Genomic DNA, 15,007 nt, shown 5'->3' on the forward strand with positions numbered 1-15,007 from the left:
GAAATGATTATGAGTTCAGAAATAAAGGAAGCGAATTTGCAAATTACAGGTATGACATGTGCAGCCTGTGCAACTCGTATAGAAAAAGGTTTAAATAAAATGGATGGTGTAGAACAAGCGACTGTTAATTTAGCTCTTGAAAAATCGTCCATTAAATATGATCCGACAAAACTAAATGAAGAAGACTTTGAAAAGAAAATTGAAGCACTTGGTTATGGTGTCGTTAAACAAAAAACTGAATTCAATATTACAGGTATGACATGTGCGGCCTGTGCAACACGGATAGAAAAGGGTTTAAATAAACTAGCAGGTGTATCCTCTGCGAACGTAAACTTAGCGCTCGAAAAAGCAACTATAGAGTTTAACCCATCTGAGGTGACGATTGCAGATATGATTGCGAAGGTTGAAAAATTAGGATATGAAGCGCATCAAAAAGCAGATGAGCAAGAGACAGTAGATCATCGAGAACAGGCCATTAAGCAACAGCAACAAAAATTTATTTTCTCGGCCATTCTTTCATTACCACTACTTTGGACGATGGTAGGACACTTTTCATTTACATCATTTTTATATGTTCCTGAATTTCTAATGAATCCGTGGGTACAAATGGTGTTGGCTACTCCCGTTCAATTTATCATTGGGAAGCAATTTTATGTTGGGGCATACAAAGCTTTACGCAATGGTAGTGCCAATATGGATGTGCTTGTAGTGATGGGTACCTCTGCAGCGTATTTTTATAGTTTATACCAAGCCATTATTACTACGGGGTCACATCATGCCCCTCATCTATATTTTGAAACGAGTGCCGTATTAATTACTTTAATTTTATTAGGTAAATTATTTGAGGCAAAAGCGAAGGGCCGCTCTTCTGAAGCGATCAAAAAGTTAATGGGCCTTCAGGCAAAAACGGCCATCGTTGTTCGTGACGGTGTAGAAAAAGAAGTATCATTAGAAGAAGTAGTCATTGGCGACATTATTTTAGTGAAACCTGGTGAAAAAATCCCTGTCGATGGTGAAGTGTTAGAAGGAACAACAGCTGTTGATGAATCGATGTTAACAGGAGAGAGTTTACCTGTTGATAAAAAGCAAGGCGATTTATTATTCGGTTCCACTATTAATAAAAATGGTTTTATTAAAATGACGGCAACTAAAGTTGGGCGCGATACGGCCTTAGCTCAAATTATTAAAGTTGTAGAAGATGCACAAGGCTCAAAAGCGCCGATCCAACGCTTAGCAGACCAAATTTCAGGTATTTTTGTACCAATCGTTGTTGGTATTGCGATTGTAGCGTTTCTAATCTGGATTATTTGGGTGCGACCAGGTGAATTTACACCTGCACTAGAAGTATTAATCGCAGTTCTTGTTATCGCTTGTCCATGTGCGCTTGGATTAGCGACGCCAACATCGATTATGGCGGGCTCTGGCCGTGCGGCGGAATTTGGTATTTTATTTAAAGGTGGAGAGCATTTAGAGCAAACACAAAGCATCGATACAGTAGTTGTTGATAAAACAGGTACAGTGACACATGGTAAACCTGTATTAACGGATGTTGTATTAGCGACGAATCAAGACGAGGCACATTTTTTATCGTTAATTGGTGCAGCAGAGAAGCAATCCGAGCATCCGTTAGCAGAAGCAATTGTTCAAGGAATTACTGATCGTGGAATCGACCTAGGAGATGTTCAATTTTTTGAAGCAATACCAGGTTACGGTGTGCAAGCGACTGTATCTGGTCAAGGAGTTGTTATCGGTACTCGTAAATTGATGCAACAATACGGTATTCATATTGATGATATTTTACCAACAATGGAGCAATTAGAGGAAAACGGTAAAACTGCTATGTTAGCTGCGATTAACGGTCAATATGCTGGCCTAGTAGCAGTTGCTGATACAGTAAAAGATACTTCAAAAGAAGCGGTTAGTCGTTTACAAGAAATGGGTATTACTGTCATTATGATGACTGGTGATAATGAACGCACAGCACAAGCAATCGGAGCAGAAGTTGGTGTGAATCATGTGATTGCTGAAGTTCTTCCGGAAGGCAAAGCAGATGAAGTGAAAAAACTGCAAGCTCAAGGTAAAAAAGTGGCGATGGTTGGGGATGGTATTAATGATGCGCCGGCACTTGCGACAGCTAATATTGGGATGGCAATCGGTACCGGTACTGACGTAGCTATGGAAGCAGCGGATATTACACTAATTCGTGGTGATTTAAACAGTATCGCGGATGCTATCATAATGAGTCGTAAAACAATGCGCAACATTAAACAAAACTTATTCTGGGCATTTGCTTACAATACATTAGGTATTCCAATTGCCGCAATCGGTTTACTAGCTCCTTGGGTAGCAGGTGCAGCGATGGCGTTTAGTTCAGTATCTGTTGTATTAAATGCACTGCGTTTACAGCGAGTTAAATTATAAGGTTAAAAATAGATCCACTATGGTGGGTCTATTTTTTTGTCACCTATTTTATAGAGAAATAGTTTGATTCTGTCTTTCATTTTCTCACTATGATACAATGAAAAGCACTGATTATAAAAAAACCTCGAAGACGAGGTAATTGATGATAGAATCCATAGAACATAAAGGAGGAGCTTCTGGTGACGGTTCCATTTGTTACGGTAGAAGGTCCGATTGGTGTTGGTAAAACCTCTTTATCGAAAGAGATTGCGGCGGCATTTAATTACCATCTATTAAAAGAAATAGTAGACGAAAACCCTTTTCTAAATAAGTTTTATGAAAACATTGAGGAATGGAGCTTCCAAACGGAAATGTTCTTCCTATGTAATCGCTATAAACAATTATCGGATATAAAAAGTTTCCGTTCAACGCATGATAAACCTGTTGTAGCGGATTACCATATTTTTAAAAATTTAATATTTGCAAAGCGTACATTGGCATCAACTGAGTATGATAAATACGAGGAAATCTATAAAATATTAACGAAAGATATGCCTGTACCTAATGTAGTTGTTTATTTACATGCCAGTGTTGATACGTTGATGAAACGTATTGCGATGCGTGGTCGTGAATTTGAAAAAATGATTTCGCGAGATTACATGGAGCAACTGGTGGCAGATTATCATTCTTTTATCGAGCATTTTGAGAAAATGCATCCTGAAATTCCTATTATTCGATTTAATGGTGATCAGCTTGATTTCGTAAAAAATCCAAATGATTTGACATATGTTTTACAAACAATAAAGGACACGTTACAACAAAGGAGTTTGCAACAATGAATTTGAGAGAGAAATACGATATTCCACCACAAACGGTCATTACAATCGCTGGTACGGTTGGTGTAGGAAAATCAACGATGACAAAAGCGTTGGCAGAGGCGCTAAATTTTCGTACGTCTTTTGAAAAGGTGGATACGAATCCATATTTAGATAAATTTTATGAGGACTTTGAAAAATGGAGCTTCCATTTACAAGTGTATTTTTTAGCTGAGCGTTTTAAGGAGCAGAAGCGAATCTTTGAATATGGCGGCGGGTTTATTCAAGATCGCTCAATCTACGAAGATACAGGGATTTTTGCGAAGATGCACTATGACAAAGGTACAATGAGCCCAACAGATTATGAGACGTATACAAATTTATTTGATGCGATGGTGATGACACCGTACTTCCCTCATCCAGATTTACTTGTTTATCTAGAGGGGCCAATTGATGATGTAATTGGTCGTATTCAAGAGCGTGGACGTTCGATGGAACAACAAACACCGCATGATTACTGGATTGAAATGCATGATCGCTATGAGAACTGGATCAATAATTTTAATTCATGCCCGGTTCTACGTTTAGATATTAATGATTATGATTTATTAAAAAATCCTGAAGCAATTGAATCAATTGTGAGCCGCATCAGTCATATGTTAAAACAAACAAGTCATTTACGTAAATAAGAAATAAACTGTGCTTAAAAATGTAACATATAGTAAGGGAAGCTTTGCGTTCTGGCCGAAAGCGATGCGCCGGGCAGAAACAGCAATTGAATAAAATAAATGATTAAAGGACGTGAGACAATATGTAGCTATTGTGTCACGTCTTTTGGGTAGGAGGGATTGTTATAAGAATAGCAGTGTATTGTGGTTCAGGCTTAGGCATAAATCCAATTTATGCAGAGAAGGCAGCCGAATTAGGGACTGTATTAGCTCAAAATGGTCATGGTGTCGTTTATGGTGGTTCGAAAACAGGACTGATGGGGAAAGTAGCAGATGCAGTATTAGAAGCTGGCGGAGAGGTTATTGGCGTGATGCCAACTCATTTGCAGAAGCGGGAATTAGCACATGCCTCGTTAACAGAGATTCATTTTGTGGAGTCTATGCATGTACGTAAAGCCAAAATGGTAGAGTTAGCAGATGCTTTTATAGCTTTACCAGGTGGTGGTGGGACAATGGATGAATATTTTGAGGTGTTTACGTGGGCACAAATAGGATTACATGAAAAGCCTGTAATCCTATATAATGTAAATAGCTTTTATGATGCGATTTTACAACACTTTCAGAAAATGCTTGAGGAAGGTTTTATACGAACAGAACAACAGCCACTTATTCGTGTAGCTACTACATCGGAGGAAGTACTAAGTTTATTAAAAAAACATGGGTAATATATGCCCATGTTTTTTCTGCAATAAATAATCTGTATAAATATTTTTGTTAGGCTCATTACTATAAAAATTTTAGTTCGCTAATACAATGAAAGAGGTGTAGGTTATGCAGGCAATAGATACAAATGTTACCGATGATCAAGTAGTGTTGGCAATTGAACGAAATATAGCCATTATCCGTTTTGATATGGACCATAAAGTTGCCTATGTAAATGAGCTTTTTGCTAAAACATTAGGCTATAAAGTTGAAGAAATGATCGGAAAAGATCATAAGGATTTTTGTTTGCCGGAATTTGCAAATAGTATAGAATACGGAAAGTTTTGGCGAAACTTAGCTGCTGGTAATAGCTATCAGGATAAAATCGAAAGAATGGATGCAAGAGGTAATAGAATTTGGCTTGAGGCTACTTATATGCCTGTCTTTGCTAATAACTCAAGAAGGGTGATTGGCGTATCGAAAATTGCAACAAATATTACTGAACGTCAAAATGAAATTGTCAGTGTAGCTGATACATTAAAGGTCATGTCTAAAGAGCTTCATAGCCGTTCGGAGGCTGGTATTCAAAATAGCGAGGATTTACTGGAAACAGTAAAAGAGGTTTCACAAGAGTCTGCCGATAATGTGAGAAATCTTGCGCAGCTACAGAAGCAAGCTGAATCTATTAAAGGAATTGTGAAAACCATTCAAGAAATTGCTTCTCAGACAAACTTACTTGCACTAAATGCAGCTATTGAAGCAGCAAGAGCAGGTGAGTATGGAAGAGGCTTTGATGTAGTAGCAAAAGAGGTTAGAAAACTTTCTGTAAGGGTGGAGCAATCTATTTCAGAAGTAAAAAATAATGTTGAGGGCATTGAGCGAGAGATTGGACAAGTTACTGAGAGTATCACGCGTATAGCCGAAAAAGTTGAAAAAACAAATGGTCAAATTAATGTAACAACGAAAGATTTTGCTGAAATCACTACTGCTGCAGAGGCATTAGACGAGCAATCGAGGCATTTTACCAAAATAATTTAACTTCTTTCAACAAATGTCTTTTGTAAAATAAATACCCCCTCAAATATTTTATTTACATAATTTTCTGATATATATATATTGAAATAGTGGATGAGTTTTATTTACAATAATTGTGTAAGCTTTCATAAATCATAATAGGGGTGTTATGGATGACAAAGGTGGAAGTAAGTTTTAAGCATTTGCCAACGACTGCTGTTTCAGATGCGACAGGAGGACATACAAATTTACGGAGTGATATAAAACCGTTAGCAGATCATTATAAAATTGCTGGCCGTGCGGTAACAGTGCGTTTACCAGATGGCGAAAATGGTGCAGTATTGGAAGCAATCCGAGCTGCTAAAGAGGGAGATATTTTAGTAATCGATGCTAAAGGGAATACCAATCGTGCAGTTGCCGGTGATTTTGTTCTTTCATTGGCGAGGGGGATTGGTATACAGGGCCTTGTTGTTGATGGTGTTATTCGTGATATTGCAGCAATTCGCGAGCTAGACTTTCCTGTGTTTTCACTTGGCACAACGGTAGCAGCTGGCTATAAAAACGGTGGTGGGGAAGTAAATGTTCCTATTGCTATTGGGGGTGTTTCTGTTCGTCCTGGTGATTATATTATTGGGGATGTGGACGGTGTCGTTGTCGTACCACAGGAAGATGCAGAGCGTATTATTGCAGCTGCTGAGGTAAAGATTGAAAAAGATGAAATACGTGCACAAGAGGCGCATACAAATGGAAAAGAATCTATTATTGCTTATTTAGATAAAGTTCTAACAAAATAAAAAAAACTCACGATGCCATCCGTACATCGTGAGATTTTTTTTGATCTTTATGCTAAATTTTCATTTTCTTTAAAGTAATTTTTCATTTTGTCTGTATCGAAACGGCCTTCCCATTTCGCCATTACTAATGACGCAAGTGAGTTACCAATTACGTTAACGACTGTACGTCCCATATCAAGAATACGGTCGATACCTGCGATGAATGCTAAACCTTCAACTGGAATGCCGACAGTACCTAGAGTTGCTAGAAGTACAACGAAGGATACCCCTGGAACACCTGCAATCCCTTTAGATGTAACCATTAATACAAGCATTAACGTAATTTGCTCACCAATGCTTAGGTTAATACCGTACATTTGAGCGATAAATAATGCAGCAATAGCTTGGTACAATGTGGAACCATCTAAGTTAAAGGAGTAACCGGTTGGAATAACAAAGGATACGATATCCTTTGGAGCACCTAGTTTCTCCATTTTCATCATAACTCGTGGTAACACAGCCTCAGAACTTGCCGTTGAGAACGCTAAAATTAGCTCATCTTTTAGTACCTTAATTAAGAAGAAAATATTGATACCAGTGAATTTTGCCACAAGACCAAGAACGACAAAGATAAAGAATAGCATTGTTGCATAAACAAGTATAGCAAGTTTGCCAAGTGGTATTAGTGAAGCGAATCCATATTTGGAAACGGTTACACCAATTAAACCAAATACCCCAAGTGGAGCGAATTTCATTACGAGGTTCGTTACCCAGAACATAGCATCTGCGACCCCTTGGAAGAAGTCTAATACTGGTTTACCTCGATCGCCAACGGCAGCTACCCCTAAACCAAAAATAACTGAGAAGAAGATGATAGCAAGCATGTCGCCTTCACCCATTGACTGAATGATATTTGTCGGTACAATGCCTACAATAATATCAAACGGTCCTTCGTGCTGTACTTCTTCAGTAGTTGCAACGTATTTCGAAATATCTCCTTGAGAAAGTTCGTTCATGTTTAGGCCTGCGCCTGGTTGGAACAAGTTTGCAGATAGTAAACCAACTACAATTGCTACTGTTGTAATAACTTCAAAGTAAATAAGTGATTTACCACCTAATCGTCCAAGCTGTTTCATATCTCCAGTGCCAGCAACACCAACGATTAATGTAGAAATAATAATCGGTACAACGATCATTTTAATTAGATGAAGGAAAATATCACCTAAAGGTTGTAAATATGTTTCAATTTTGGGGTTTCCGTAAAAGATACCGCCAACAATGATCCCTAAAATCAAACCGACTAAAATTTGAGTGGCTAAACTGATTCTAAATTTCTTCTTCAAAACTTTAGTACCCCCTAATATTAAATTTTTAGGACTTGCCTTATTTTAATAATACGGAGGACTTATGGAATCCGACAAAATCCGAGAAAATTAATTTACTTTTGTTAAAATGTCTGAATATAACACCTGAATAAACTTCTTAATATTCACTTTTGCTTTACGATTTTCGTGATCTTCTATCTGAGTCATAAGCAGACGAATTTCTTTAAAGTCAAAGTATCGAGGTGCATAATATTCAAATTCCGAGTTTGTATAATCTACGACACCTAAATTGGCGAGATTGATCATCGCTGCTAATATAGTACGGCGCACACGCTGTTCAATGGCTTTACTTTCCTTCAAAATTTCATCTGGTGTAGCCTTTGTGACAGCTGCAATTTCCTCATAAAGCTCCTTTAATGGAGGTAGTGGTGCAATTTTGTGCTGATGGGCAAGCAATGTTTCGATGATAGCTATAATATCTTCACTTCCGATTTCACCAACGATACCCATATCATTTAAGATAGATTGAATATGATCGCGAGACGTCGCTTTTTGATTTATTTGTTCACTTAGATCAATATTTGTAAGTGATTGGCGAATTATAAGCAATGAGTTTTTTAGGCGAAATTGTTCAGTTGTTTTACGTAAAACATTTTCAACCTCAATGCGGTTTATTGGCTTATGAATAAAGAAATCTATACCTTGCTCATAGGCCTCACCTACCATCTCCTTATTCACTACCTGAGAAATCATGACAAATTGTCCCTCAAAACGATTTTGAATAAGTTGCTCGACTGTTGCTATTCCATCAAGCTTCGGCATAAGCAAATCAATCAGTACAAACTCTGGCTGTGTCATTAAAATTTGTGGAATAGCGTCCTCACCATTGCGTGCTTCACCAATTACTGTACCTAAACTACTATCTTCAATAATTTGTTTTAACATGACCCGACTTGCTCGGTCATCATCTACAATAAAATACCTCATTTAAGTCTCTCCTGTTTGAATAGTTTGCGTAGGAATTTTAATTTTAAACATCGTGTTTTGATTGTTTGATTCGACGGATATGGAGCCATTTAATTTATTTACTAATTCAACAACGTGTGAAAGCCCAATACCTGTTGCTGCGACACCATCTACATTGTATTTTGTAGTGTATCCAGGTTCAAAAATAATAGAGAGATTACTGTGTGGAATTCCCTTCCCATTATCACATACTGTGAATACAGTATCATCCTGTTGCTGCTGAATGGCAATAGAAATGATACCTTGATTCTCAATTGCTTCAATAGCATTAGCTGTTAAATTATTCAAAAGCGCAAGCAAAGCAATATGTTCTTTCGTTTGAAAATCGATATCAATATTTATTATAAACTCAATTTCTTTCTTTAAAAATTCTGCGTATTTACTGTTACCATCTTCGATAAAATGTAATAATTCTGATAATCTGAGTGAGTCAAAGCTCTTGTCACCAACAATTTTAGAAATACCTGCATAAATGCGTTGTGAATCCTTCTTTACTTCATGAATTTCCTGGGCAATATGGAGTGCCTGTAAACTTTCTGCACGATAGCCTAGCGATTTTAATTGTCGATATAAATCAAATCCACTAGCTGTAATTGCTTCTATATGGTTCATAGATTTTTTCAAATAAAGTGTCTCAACATATAAATCTGAGCCGATTGTAAGCATTTCCTGAACCCGTTTTTTTTGCTCAGCAATTAAAATGGAACTATAAATACCAACAACAAAAAAACTACGTAATAAAGCAACTGCTAAAAGTATAAGTAAATCAGGGAGGAGTAAAAAAGTATAAGAATTTATAATAAAGTGAAATAGTTGTTCCACTAAATTACTGAATACTTCACTAAATGCAACTAGTAATCCAAGCAATAGTGGTTTTTCTCTATATTGATGAATACTTAGAATCTGTAAGCATATTGCGAACGATATATAAAATGTAGCAGCAGGTAAATGTATTAGTAAACTATCGACTAATGGAACATCATGTAAAGAGTAATTAATGATAACACGGAAAATGGTTGTCACGATGCTTGTAGTAAACCCAGCCAAAATAATTGGTGTAGGTTTAAGTAAAGTGCATAAAAAGAAAATGATGCTTCCTAATCCGAAACGAAAAGTTGTATTCGAGAAAGGCATTATTTTAATTTCACTACCGACAGCAGTTAACAGTGCAATTGTGAAAATCCAAGTGAGGGAAGCACGATATATGTAAAATTTCGAATGCATAAAAAATCCTCCCAATATTAACAGAGCAGTATAGCAAAGAAAAGATATGCTAAAGAACTCGTTTGCTTGTTTGAAATAAAAGTAATTGTACCACTACTTTTGACGTTGTGTTGGCCAGAATGCGACTTTGAGATGAAAGGGGTATAGATTTTTAACTTCTTTCAGAGGGTGTCCAAACATCCGCTGAGATAGAGGAACTTGTTCTAAGAACGCCACGTCCTGTGACATTACCGAAATGACCGACATCTTGTCGGACCTAAGTACAGAGCCGATTGTGGACGCAATTATGCCGAGGCATAATGAATCAGTTATAAATCGTGATTTACAATAAAAAAATACCACACCCTAAGCGGAAGTGGCATCTAATAAGTGTTACATATAATTTTTAGGCAAAAAAAAACGGCTACATTCGTAGTCGGAATTTTAAAACTGGAGGAGGTAGAGGGATTCGAACCCCCGCGCGGTGTTACCCGCCTGTCGGTTTTCAAGACCGATCCCTTCAGCCAGACTTGGGTATACCTCCATGTTGTTCTGTTGCGTTGTCTCATCGACAAAAATAAATTTATCATATTTTAAAACTCTCGTCAACAGTTTTTTTAAACTTATTTCAGCGGGTGTTTGGACACCCGCTGAAATAGAGGAACTCTGTCTAAGAACGCCACGTCCTGTGGCATTACCGAAATGACCGACATCGTGTCGGCTCTAAGCACAAAGCCGATTCCGGACGCAATTATGCTGAGGCATAATTGATTAATAATTTCTTTTTTACAGTACTGATAGAATATTCCACACAAATATTATGCGTATTAAGTTGCAATTTATGAAAACAGTCAGTATACTAGTTATTGCCGTGCTAGGTGGGAAGGTAGCGGTGTCCTGTAACTCGCAATCCGCTCTAGCGAGACTGAATTCCTTTTTCGAGGCTGTCCGTATTGTTTGGTCTGCCTTTTGCACGTAGTGTTGACGATTGGGTCCTGCGCAATGGATACCCATGAACCATGTCAGGTCCGGAAGGAAGCAGCATTAAGTGGTCTTATTCATGTGCCGCGGGGTTGCCTAATCTGAGCTAACGACAAGAGTAACGCTTATGTGCGGCTGTCGAAGAAAGGTGCACGGCATTAAATTGCCAATTCAAACGCATCCGTCCAAAAGGCGGATGCGTTTTTTTATTATTTTACAAATTGTACAAGGCGACGGGTAGGATAGGTACATAAGATATACATCAACCTCCCTTATAAGTAGAGCTGGTGAAAAACAATCGTCCTGGATTTTTAGAAAAACGATGACACTATTTTATAAATAATGAAGCAAATGCTATAATAGAACTATTCTATATAATGAAGAAGAGGAGAGGAAATCATTGACGTATCAAGCATTTTATCGTGTGTACCGACCCCAATCATTTCGAGAAATGTCTGGTCAAGCACATGTCAAAAGAACGCTACAAAATGCTCTCCTAGCGAATAAAACAACGCATGCTTATTTATTTTCTGGCCCACGTGGTACCGGGAAAACAAGTACAGCTAAAATTTTTGCGAAGGCTTTAAACTGTGAGCAGGCACCATCAAATGAGCCTTGTAATGAATGTGCTACTTGTTTAAGTATTACAGATGGTTCTCATCCAGATGTTATTGAATTTGACGCTGCGTCTAATTCACGCGTTGAAGAAATACGTGACATCATTGAGAAAGTACGATTTGCTCCTGCTAGTAGCAGATATAAAGTGTATATCATTGATGAAGTGCATATGCTTTCTACCAGTGCTTTCAATGCGCTTTTAAAGACATTAGAAGAACCACCTTCTCATGCTGTATTTATTTTAGCGACGACAGAGCCCCATAAATTGCCTGCAACGATTATTTCGCGTTGTCAACGCTTTGACTTTAAGCGTCTTTCAACCAATGATATTATCGAGCGCATGAAAGTTGTATTAGAGGATATTGAGTTACCATTTGAGGAGCAAGGTTTAAAGGTAATCGCACAATCAGCAGCTGGTGGTATGCGTGATGCTTTAAGTTTATTAGATCAGGTTGTATCCTTCAGCGGGGAAAAGTTGAAGCTAGAGGACACATTGCTTGTTACAGGTTCTATTAGTCAGGAAGTTTTCTATGAATTAGCAGAAGCTCTAAAAGTAAAAGATGTCGCACAAATGCTTGCTTTATTAGAGCAGCTTATTGCAGATGGGAAAGACCCTCTTCGCCTTTCAGAGGACCTGATTACATTTTTCCGTGATTTATTATTACTGCAGACAAGTGAGGATTTGGCTGAATTATTAGAGTTAGTATCACCGGAGGAGCGAGTATTTACATTAGCGCATGATTTTGCACCCGATTTGTTATATGGTTACATTGATATTTTAGCAAAAACACAGCAGGAAATGAGGTTCTCCCACCATACAAAGATTTACTTGGAAACAGCGTTACTTAAAATGGTGCAATTTTCGGGAGGGGCAGTTGGCCAAACTACTACTTCAGGTGAGGTAGCTATGAGCCCAGAGCTCGCTCAAAAAATTGTGGCACTTGAGCAGATGGTGCAACAACTATCAGCCCAATTGCAAGCGGGTGCTTCTGTGCAAGCAACCCAAACGCCAAAAGAGCAACGTCCACGAGCTAAAAATCCAAATGGCTATAAAGCACCAACAGGACGTATTCAAGAGGTGCTGAAGGATGCTACAAAGCAAGATGTGCAACGTATCAAATCAGTTTGGGCGCAGGCATTAAACCAAATGCAAAAATCTCAATCAGCTCTTTTAGCAGAGGCTGAACCTGTTGCGGCATCTTCAAGTGCTTTTGTGTTAAAATTCAAGTATGATATTCATTGTCAAATGGTTGCTGATAATCAAGCTCTAAAAGCTCAATTCACACAATTAATTGCAGGGCAAACAGGTACTATGTATGAAATGCTTTGTACACCGGATGAGGCCTGGTTAAAATTACGTGAAGAGTTTATTCGTGATCATGGCTTACAGCAGCAGAAAAAGTCTCAGGATGAGAACGATCCTGAAGTAGAGTTATTAGAGCCGCCACCGGCAGAAATGCCAGATGGGCCGTTTATCGACGATGCTCAACCACTTGCTTCACAAGATCCACTTGTGACGGAAGCGGAAAAGCTGTTTGGTAAAGATTTTGTTGAAATTGTTGAAGACTAATCATTTAGGAGGAATATGTTTATGCGTGGAATGGGAAATATGCAAGGTATGATGAAAAAAATGCAAAAAATGCAAAAAGAAATGATGGAGGCTCAAGAGGCTTTAAACGCAGAGCAATTTGAAGGCGCTGCTGGTGGCGGTATGGTGAAAGTATCTGTAACTGGTCAACGTGAAGTCGTAGAAGTAAATCTTGATCCATCAGTAGTAGATCCAGATGATATCGAAATGCTACAAGATTTAATCGTTATTGCTACAAATGAAGCATTGAAAAAAGTAGATGAAAAAACAAATGCAACAATGGGTAAATTCACTCAGGGCATGAACCTTCCGTTCTAGGAGGTAAATAAATGTACTACCCAGAACCAATATCGAAACTGATTGATAGCTTTATGAAATTGCCAGGTATCGGGCCGAAAACCGCGGCCCGTCTGGCGTTTTTTGTATTAACAATGAAAGAGGATGACGTTTTATCCTTTTCGAAGGCATTGATTGATGCTAAACGAAATTTAAGCTACTGCTCTGTATGTGGCAATATAACCGATGTAGATCCATGCCATATTTGTACCGACAAACAACGAAATCATTCTATTATTTGTGTTGTTCAAGATACAAAAGATGTGATTGCAATGGAGAAAATGCGTGATTTCAATGGTATGTACCATGTATTACAGGGAGCTATTTCACCTATGGATGGTGTTGGTCCAGAGGATATTAATGTCGCTTCCCTGCTGGTTCGTTTGCAAGATGAGACTGTGCAGGAACTTATTTTAGCCACAAATTCAACTATTGAAGGCGAGGCAACAGCTATGTATATTTCTCGTCTAGTGAAGCCATCTGGTATTCGAACAACGCGAATCGCTCATGGTCTACCAGTAGGTGGAGATTTAGAATATGCAGATGAAGTAACGTTATCGAAGGCAATGGAAGGTCGCCGAGAATTGTGAGTGAGGGATTAATATGTTCTTCCGCAGTAAGGGAAAATTAAAAAAAGAATTCGATGACAAGCTTGTGAGTCTTATAAAAGAAACAAAAGAGGATTTACAGCAAGCGAAGATAATTGAAGAACTAATAGATGATTATGATTTAGAAGCAATTGCTCAACGAAAAGTAGCGGAGAGTATCCATTTTTATTTATTCAAGGAAGCTAGAATTCGGAAAGTATTAATTAAATAATAGTTTTTTAACGTATTTCAGCGGGTGTCCAAACATCCGCTGAAATGCGTTAATGGGCACAGAACCGGAAAGGTATTCACTGACATGTATCGGTAAATGTTTTCTGTAGCGAAAGCAAAGAGACAGCTACAATTATTCCGAGGCATAATTGATATTCATAGAAGCAAAATAGGAAACATAAACTTTCATAATTATATTTAAGGGGGAAACCATATGTCGTGGTTAGTAATTATGAGTATTGGTGTGCCTATAGTGCTTCTTTTTCTTTATATAATAATAAGACATGCCAAGATGGGTAAAATATTAGAAGGAATGTCGGTGTTTTGGTTTAGATTTGCTTTTGCCTTTCTACTATTATTTATTATTCACTTAGGTATAGGATATGCAGGCTATGAAGTGCCAATTAATCTATTCTCAGTGTTCACCATTGCAATATTAGGTATTCCGGGTGTACTAGGAGTAACTGCGTTAATCTTTTTTTTATAAAACACTTGCAAAGAAAAAATATTGTGGTATAGTAATAAGAGTCGTTAAGATAACGGTTGTTAAACAAATGAATTTTAAACAAAATAATTTAGTTGTTGACACCGAGTTCGAGACGTGATATTATATAAAAGTTGCTGTTGAAGAAATGGCGACGAAATATGAACCTTGAAAACTGAACAAGCAAAACGTAATCAATAAAGTTTTCAGTAGCTAACCTTGAGTTAGTGAACGAAACAAAATTTTGGACATCAAA

The 15,007-nt window shown here is 37.8% G+C and carries 14 protein-coding genes, 1 tRNA gene and 1 other RNA gene; 12 read left to right on the forward strand and 4 right to left on the reverse strand.

The window, feature by feature from the left end:
* Positions 1 to 9: 9 nt before the first annotated feature.
* The 6 genes from ACQKN4_RS23930 to ACQKN4_RS23955 all read left to right on the forward strand — a co-directional run bounded on the left by ACQKN4_RS23930 (position 10) and on the right by ACQKN4_RS23955 (position 6,393).
* Positions 10 to 2,421: a heavy metal translocating P-type ATPase gene (locus ACQKN4_RS23930; RefSeq protein ID WP_079564059.1), complete on the forward strand. Its 2,412-nt coding sequence runs from the start codon at positions 10 to 12 to the stop codon at positions 2,419 to 2,421.
* Between the two features lie 179 nt (positions 2,422 to 2,600).
* Positions 2,601 to 3,239, forward strand: coding sequence for a deoxynucleoside kinase (locus tag ACQKN4_RS23935; protein WP_079564062.1), 639 nt, complete (start codon positions 2,601 to 2,603; stop codon positions 3,237 to 3,239).
* Positions 3,236 to 3,904, forward strand: coding sequence for a deoxynucleoside kinase (locus ACQKN4_RS23940; protein ID WP_349662214.1), 669 nt, complete (start codon positions 3,236 to 3,238; stop codon positions 3,902 to 3,904). Before ACQKN4_RS23935 ends, ACQKN4_RS23940 begins: the two co-directional genes overlap by 4 nt.
* 176 nt (positions 3,905 to 4,080) lie before the next feature.
* The gene (locus tag ACQKN4_RS23945; protein WP_079564067.1) at positions 4,081 to 4,608 is read left to right on the forward strand and encodes a TIGR00730 family Rossman fold protein; all 528 of its coding nucleotides are present in this window, start codon (positions 4,081 to 4,083) and stop codon (positions 4,606 to 4,608) included.
* A gap of 106 nt (positions 4,609 to 4,714) precedes the next feature.
* Positions 4,715 to 5,623 (forward strand): methyl-accepting chemotaxis protein, encoded by a 909-nt coding sequence (locus ACQKN4_RS23950; RefSeq protein ID WP_427485037.1) that lies wholly within the window; start codon positions 4,715 to 4,717, stop codon positions 5,621 to 5,623.
* Between the two features lie 149 nt (positions 5,624 to 5,772).
* The gene (locus tag ACQKN4_RS23955) at positions 5,773 to 6,393 is read left to right on the forward strand and encodes an RraA family protein (protein WP_079564073.1); all 621 of its coding nucleotides are present in this window, start codon (positions 5,773 to 5,775) and stop codon (positions 6,391 to 6,393) included.
* Positions 6,394 to 6,440: 47 nt separating this feature from the next.
* Here ACQKN4_RS23955 and ACQKN4_RS23960 read toward each other — a convergent pair whose 3' ends face one another.
* From ACQKN4_RS23960 to ACQKN4_RS23975, 4 genes are all read right to left on the reverse strand, one after another.
* Positions 6,441 to 7,715: a cation:dicarboxylate symporter family transporter gene (locus ACQKN4_RS23960; RefSeq protein ID WP_079564075.1), complete on the reverse strand. Its 1,275-nt coding sequence runs from the start codon at positions 7,713 to 7,715 to the stop codon at positions 6,441 to 6,443.
* A gap of 90 nt (positions 7,716 to 7,805) precedes the next feature.
* Complete coding sequence (locus ACQKN4_RS23965; RefSeq protein WP_079564078.1) at positions 7,806 to 8,684, reverse strand: response regulator; 879 nt, start codon at positions 8,682 to 8,684, stop codon at positions 7,806 to 7,808.
* Positions 8,685 to 9,947 (reverse strand): ATP-binding protein, encoded by a 1,263-nt coding sequence (locus tag ACQKN4_RS23970; protein ID WP_427485038.1) that lies wholly within the window; start codon positions 9,945 to 9,947, stop codon positions 8,685 to 8,687.
* A 430-nt stretch (positions 9,948 to 10,377) separates the two neighbouring features.
* A tRNA-Ser gene (locus ACQKN4_RS23975) sits at positions 10,378 to 10,470 on the reverse strand.
* A gap of 325 nt (positions 10,471 to 10,795) precedes the next feature.
* Here ACQKN4_RS23975 and ffs point away from each other — a divergent pair.
* The 6 genes from ffs (at position 10,796) to ACQKN4_RS24005 (ending at position 14,754) form a co-directional block, all read left to right on the forward strand.
* An RNA gene (gene ffs, locus ACQKN4_RS23980) (signal recognition particle sRNA large type) lies at positions 10,796 to 11,063 on the forward strand.
* Between the two features lie 244 nt (positions 11,064 to 11,307).
* A complete protein-coding gene (gene dnaX / locus ACQKN4_RS23985; RefSeq protein ID WP_427485039.1) occupies positions 11,308 to 13,095 on the forward strand; it encodes a DNA polymerase III subunit gamma/tau in 1,788 nt (595 codons plus the stop codon).
* A gap of 21 nt (positions 13,096 to 13,116) precedes the next feature.
* The gene (locus ACQKN4_RS23990) at positions 13,117 to 13,431 is read left to right on the forward strand and encodes a YbaB/EbfC family nucleoid-associated protein (protein ID WP_079564086.1); all 315 of its coding nucleotides are present in this window, start codon (positions 13,117 to 13,119) and stop codon (positions 13,429 to 13,431) included.
* 11 nt (positions 13,432 to 13,442) lie between these two features.
* Positions 13,443 to 14,039, forward strand: a complete 597-nt coding sequence (recR, locus tag ACQKN4_RS23995; protein ID WP_079564088.1) for a recombination mediator RecR — start codon at positions 13,443 to 13,445, stop codon at positions 14,037 to 14,039.
* A gap of 13 nt (positions 14,040 to 14,052) precedes the next feature.
* Positions 14,053 to 14,268, forward strand: a complete 216-nt coding sequence (locus tag ACQKN4_RS24000; RefSeq protein ID WP_079564090.1) for a YaaL family protein — start codon at positions 14,053 to 14,055, stop codon at positions 14,266 to 14,268.
* Between the two features lie 213 nt (positions 14,269 to 14,481).
* Positions 14,482 to 14,754 carry a pro-sigmaK processing inhibitor BofA family protein gene (locus ACQKN4_RS24005; protein WP_079564092.1) on the forward strand — a complete coding sequence of 91 codons (273 nt, stop codon included), beginning with the start codon at positions 14,482 to 14,484 and terminating at the stop codon, positions 14,752 to 14,754.
* The last annotated feature ends 253 nt before the right edge of the window (positions 14,755 to 15,007 follow it).

It is taken from the genome of Lysinibacillus sp. NPDC093692, from assembly GCF_050280125.1.
Taxonomy (GTDB): domain Bacteria; phylum Bacillota; class Bacilli; order Bacillales_A; family Planococcaceae; genus Lysinibacillus.

What these genes read in the sequence shown, in the direction of transcription:
- ACQKN4_RS23955 (WP_079564073.1), top strand. Translation starts at nt 5,773, where the DNA reads ATGACAAAGGTGGAAGTAAGTTTTAAGCATTTGCCAACGACTGCTGTT.
- ACQKN4_RS23940 (WP_349662214.1), top strand. Translation starts at nt 3,236, where the DNA reads ATGAATTTGAGAGAGAAATACGATATTCCACCACAAACGGTCATTACA.
- ACQKN4_RS24000 (WP_079564090.1), top strand. Translation starts at nt 14,053, where the DNA reads ATGTTCTTCCGCAGTAAGGGAAAATTAAAAAAAGAATTCGATGACAAG.
- ACQKN4_RS24005 (WP_079564092.1), top strand. Translation starts at nt 14,482, where the DNA reads ATGTCGTGGTTAGTAATTATGAGTATTGGTGTGCCTATAGTGCTTCTT.
- ACQKN4_RS23930 (WP_079564059.1), top strand. Translation starts at nt 10, where the DNA reads ATGAGTTCAGAAATAAAGGAAGCGAATTTGCAAATTACAGGTATGACA.
- ACQKN4_RS23970 (WP_427485038.1), bottom strand. Translation starts at nt 9,947, where the DNA reads ATGCATTCGAAATTTTACATATATCGTGCTTCCCTCACTTGGATTTTC.
- ACQKN4_RS23965 (WP_079564078.1), bottom strand. Translation starts at nt 8,684, where the DNA reads ATGAGGTATTTTATTGTAGATGATGACCGAGCAAGTCGGGTCATGTTA.
- ACQKN4_RS23950 (WP_427485037.1), top strand. Translation starts at nt 4,715, where the DNA reads ATGCAGGCAATAGATACAAATGTTACCGATGATCAAGTAGTGTTGGCA.
- ACQKN4_RS23990 (WP_079564086.1), top strand. Translation starts at nt 13,117, where the DNA reads ATGCGTGGAATGGGAAATATGCAAGGTATGATGAAAAAAATGCAAAAA.
- recR (WP_079564088.1), top strand. Translation starts at nt 13,443, where the DNA reads ATGTACTACCCAGAACCAATATCGAAACTGATTGATAGCTTTATGAAA.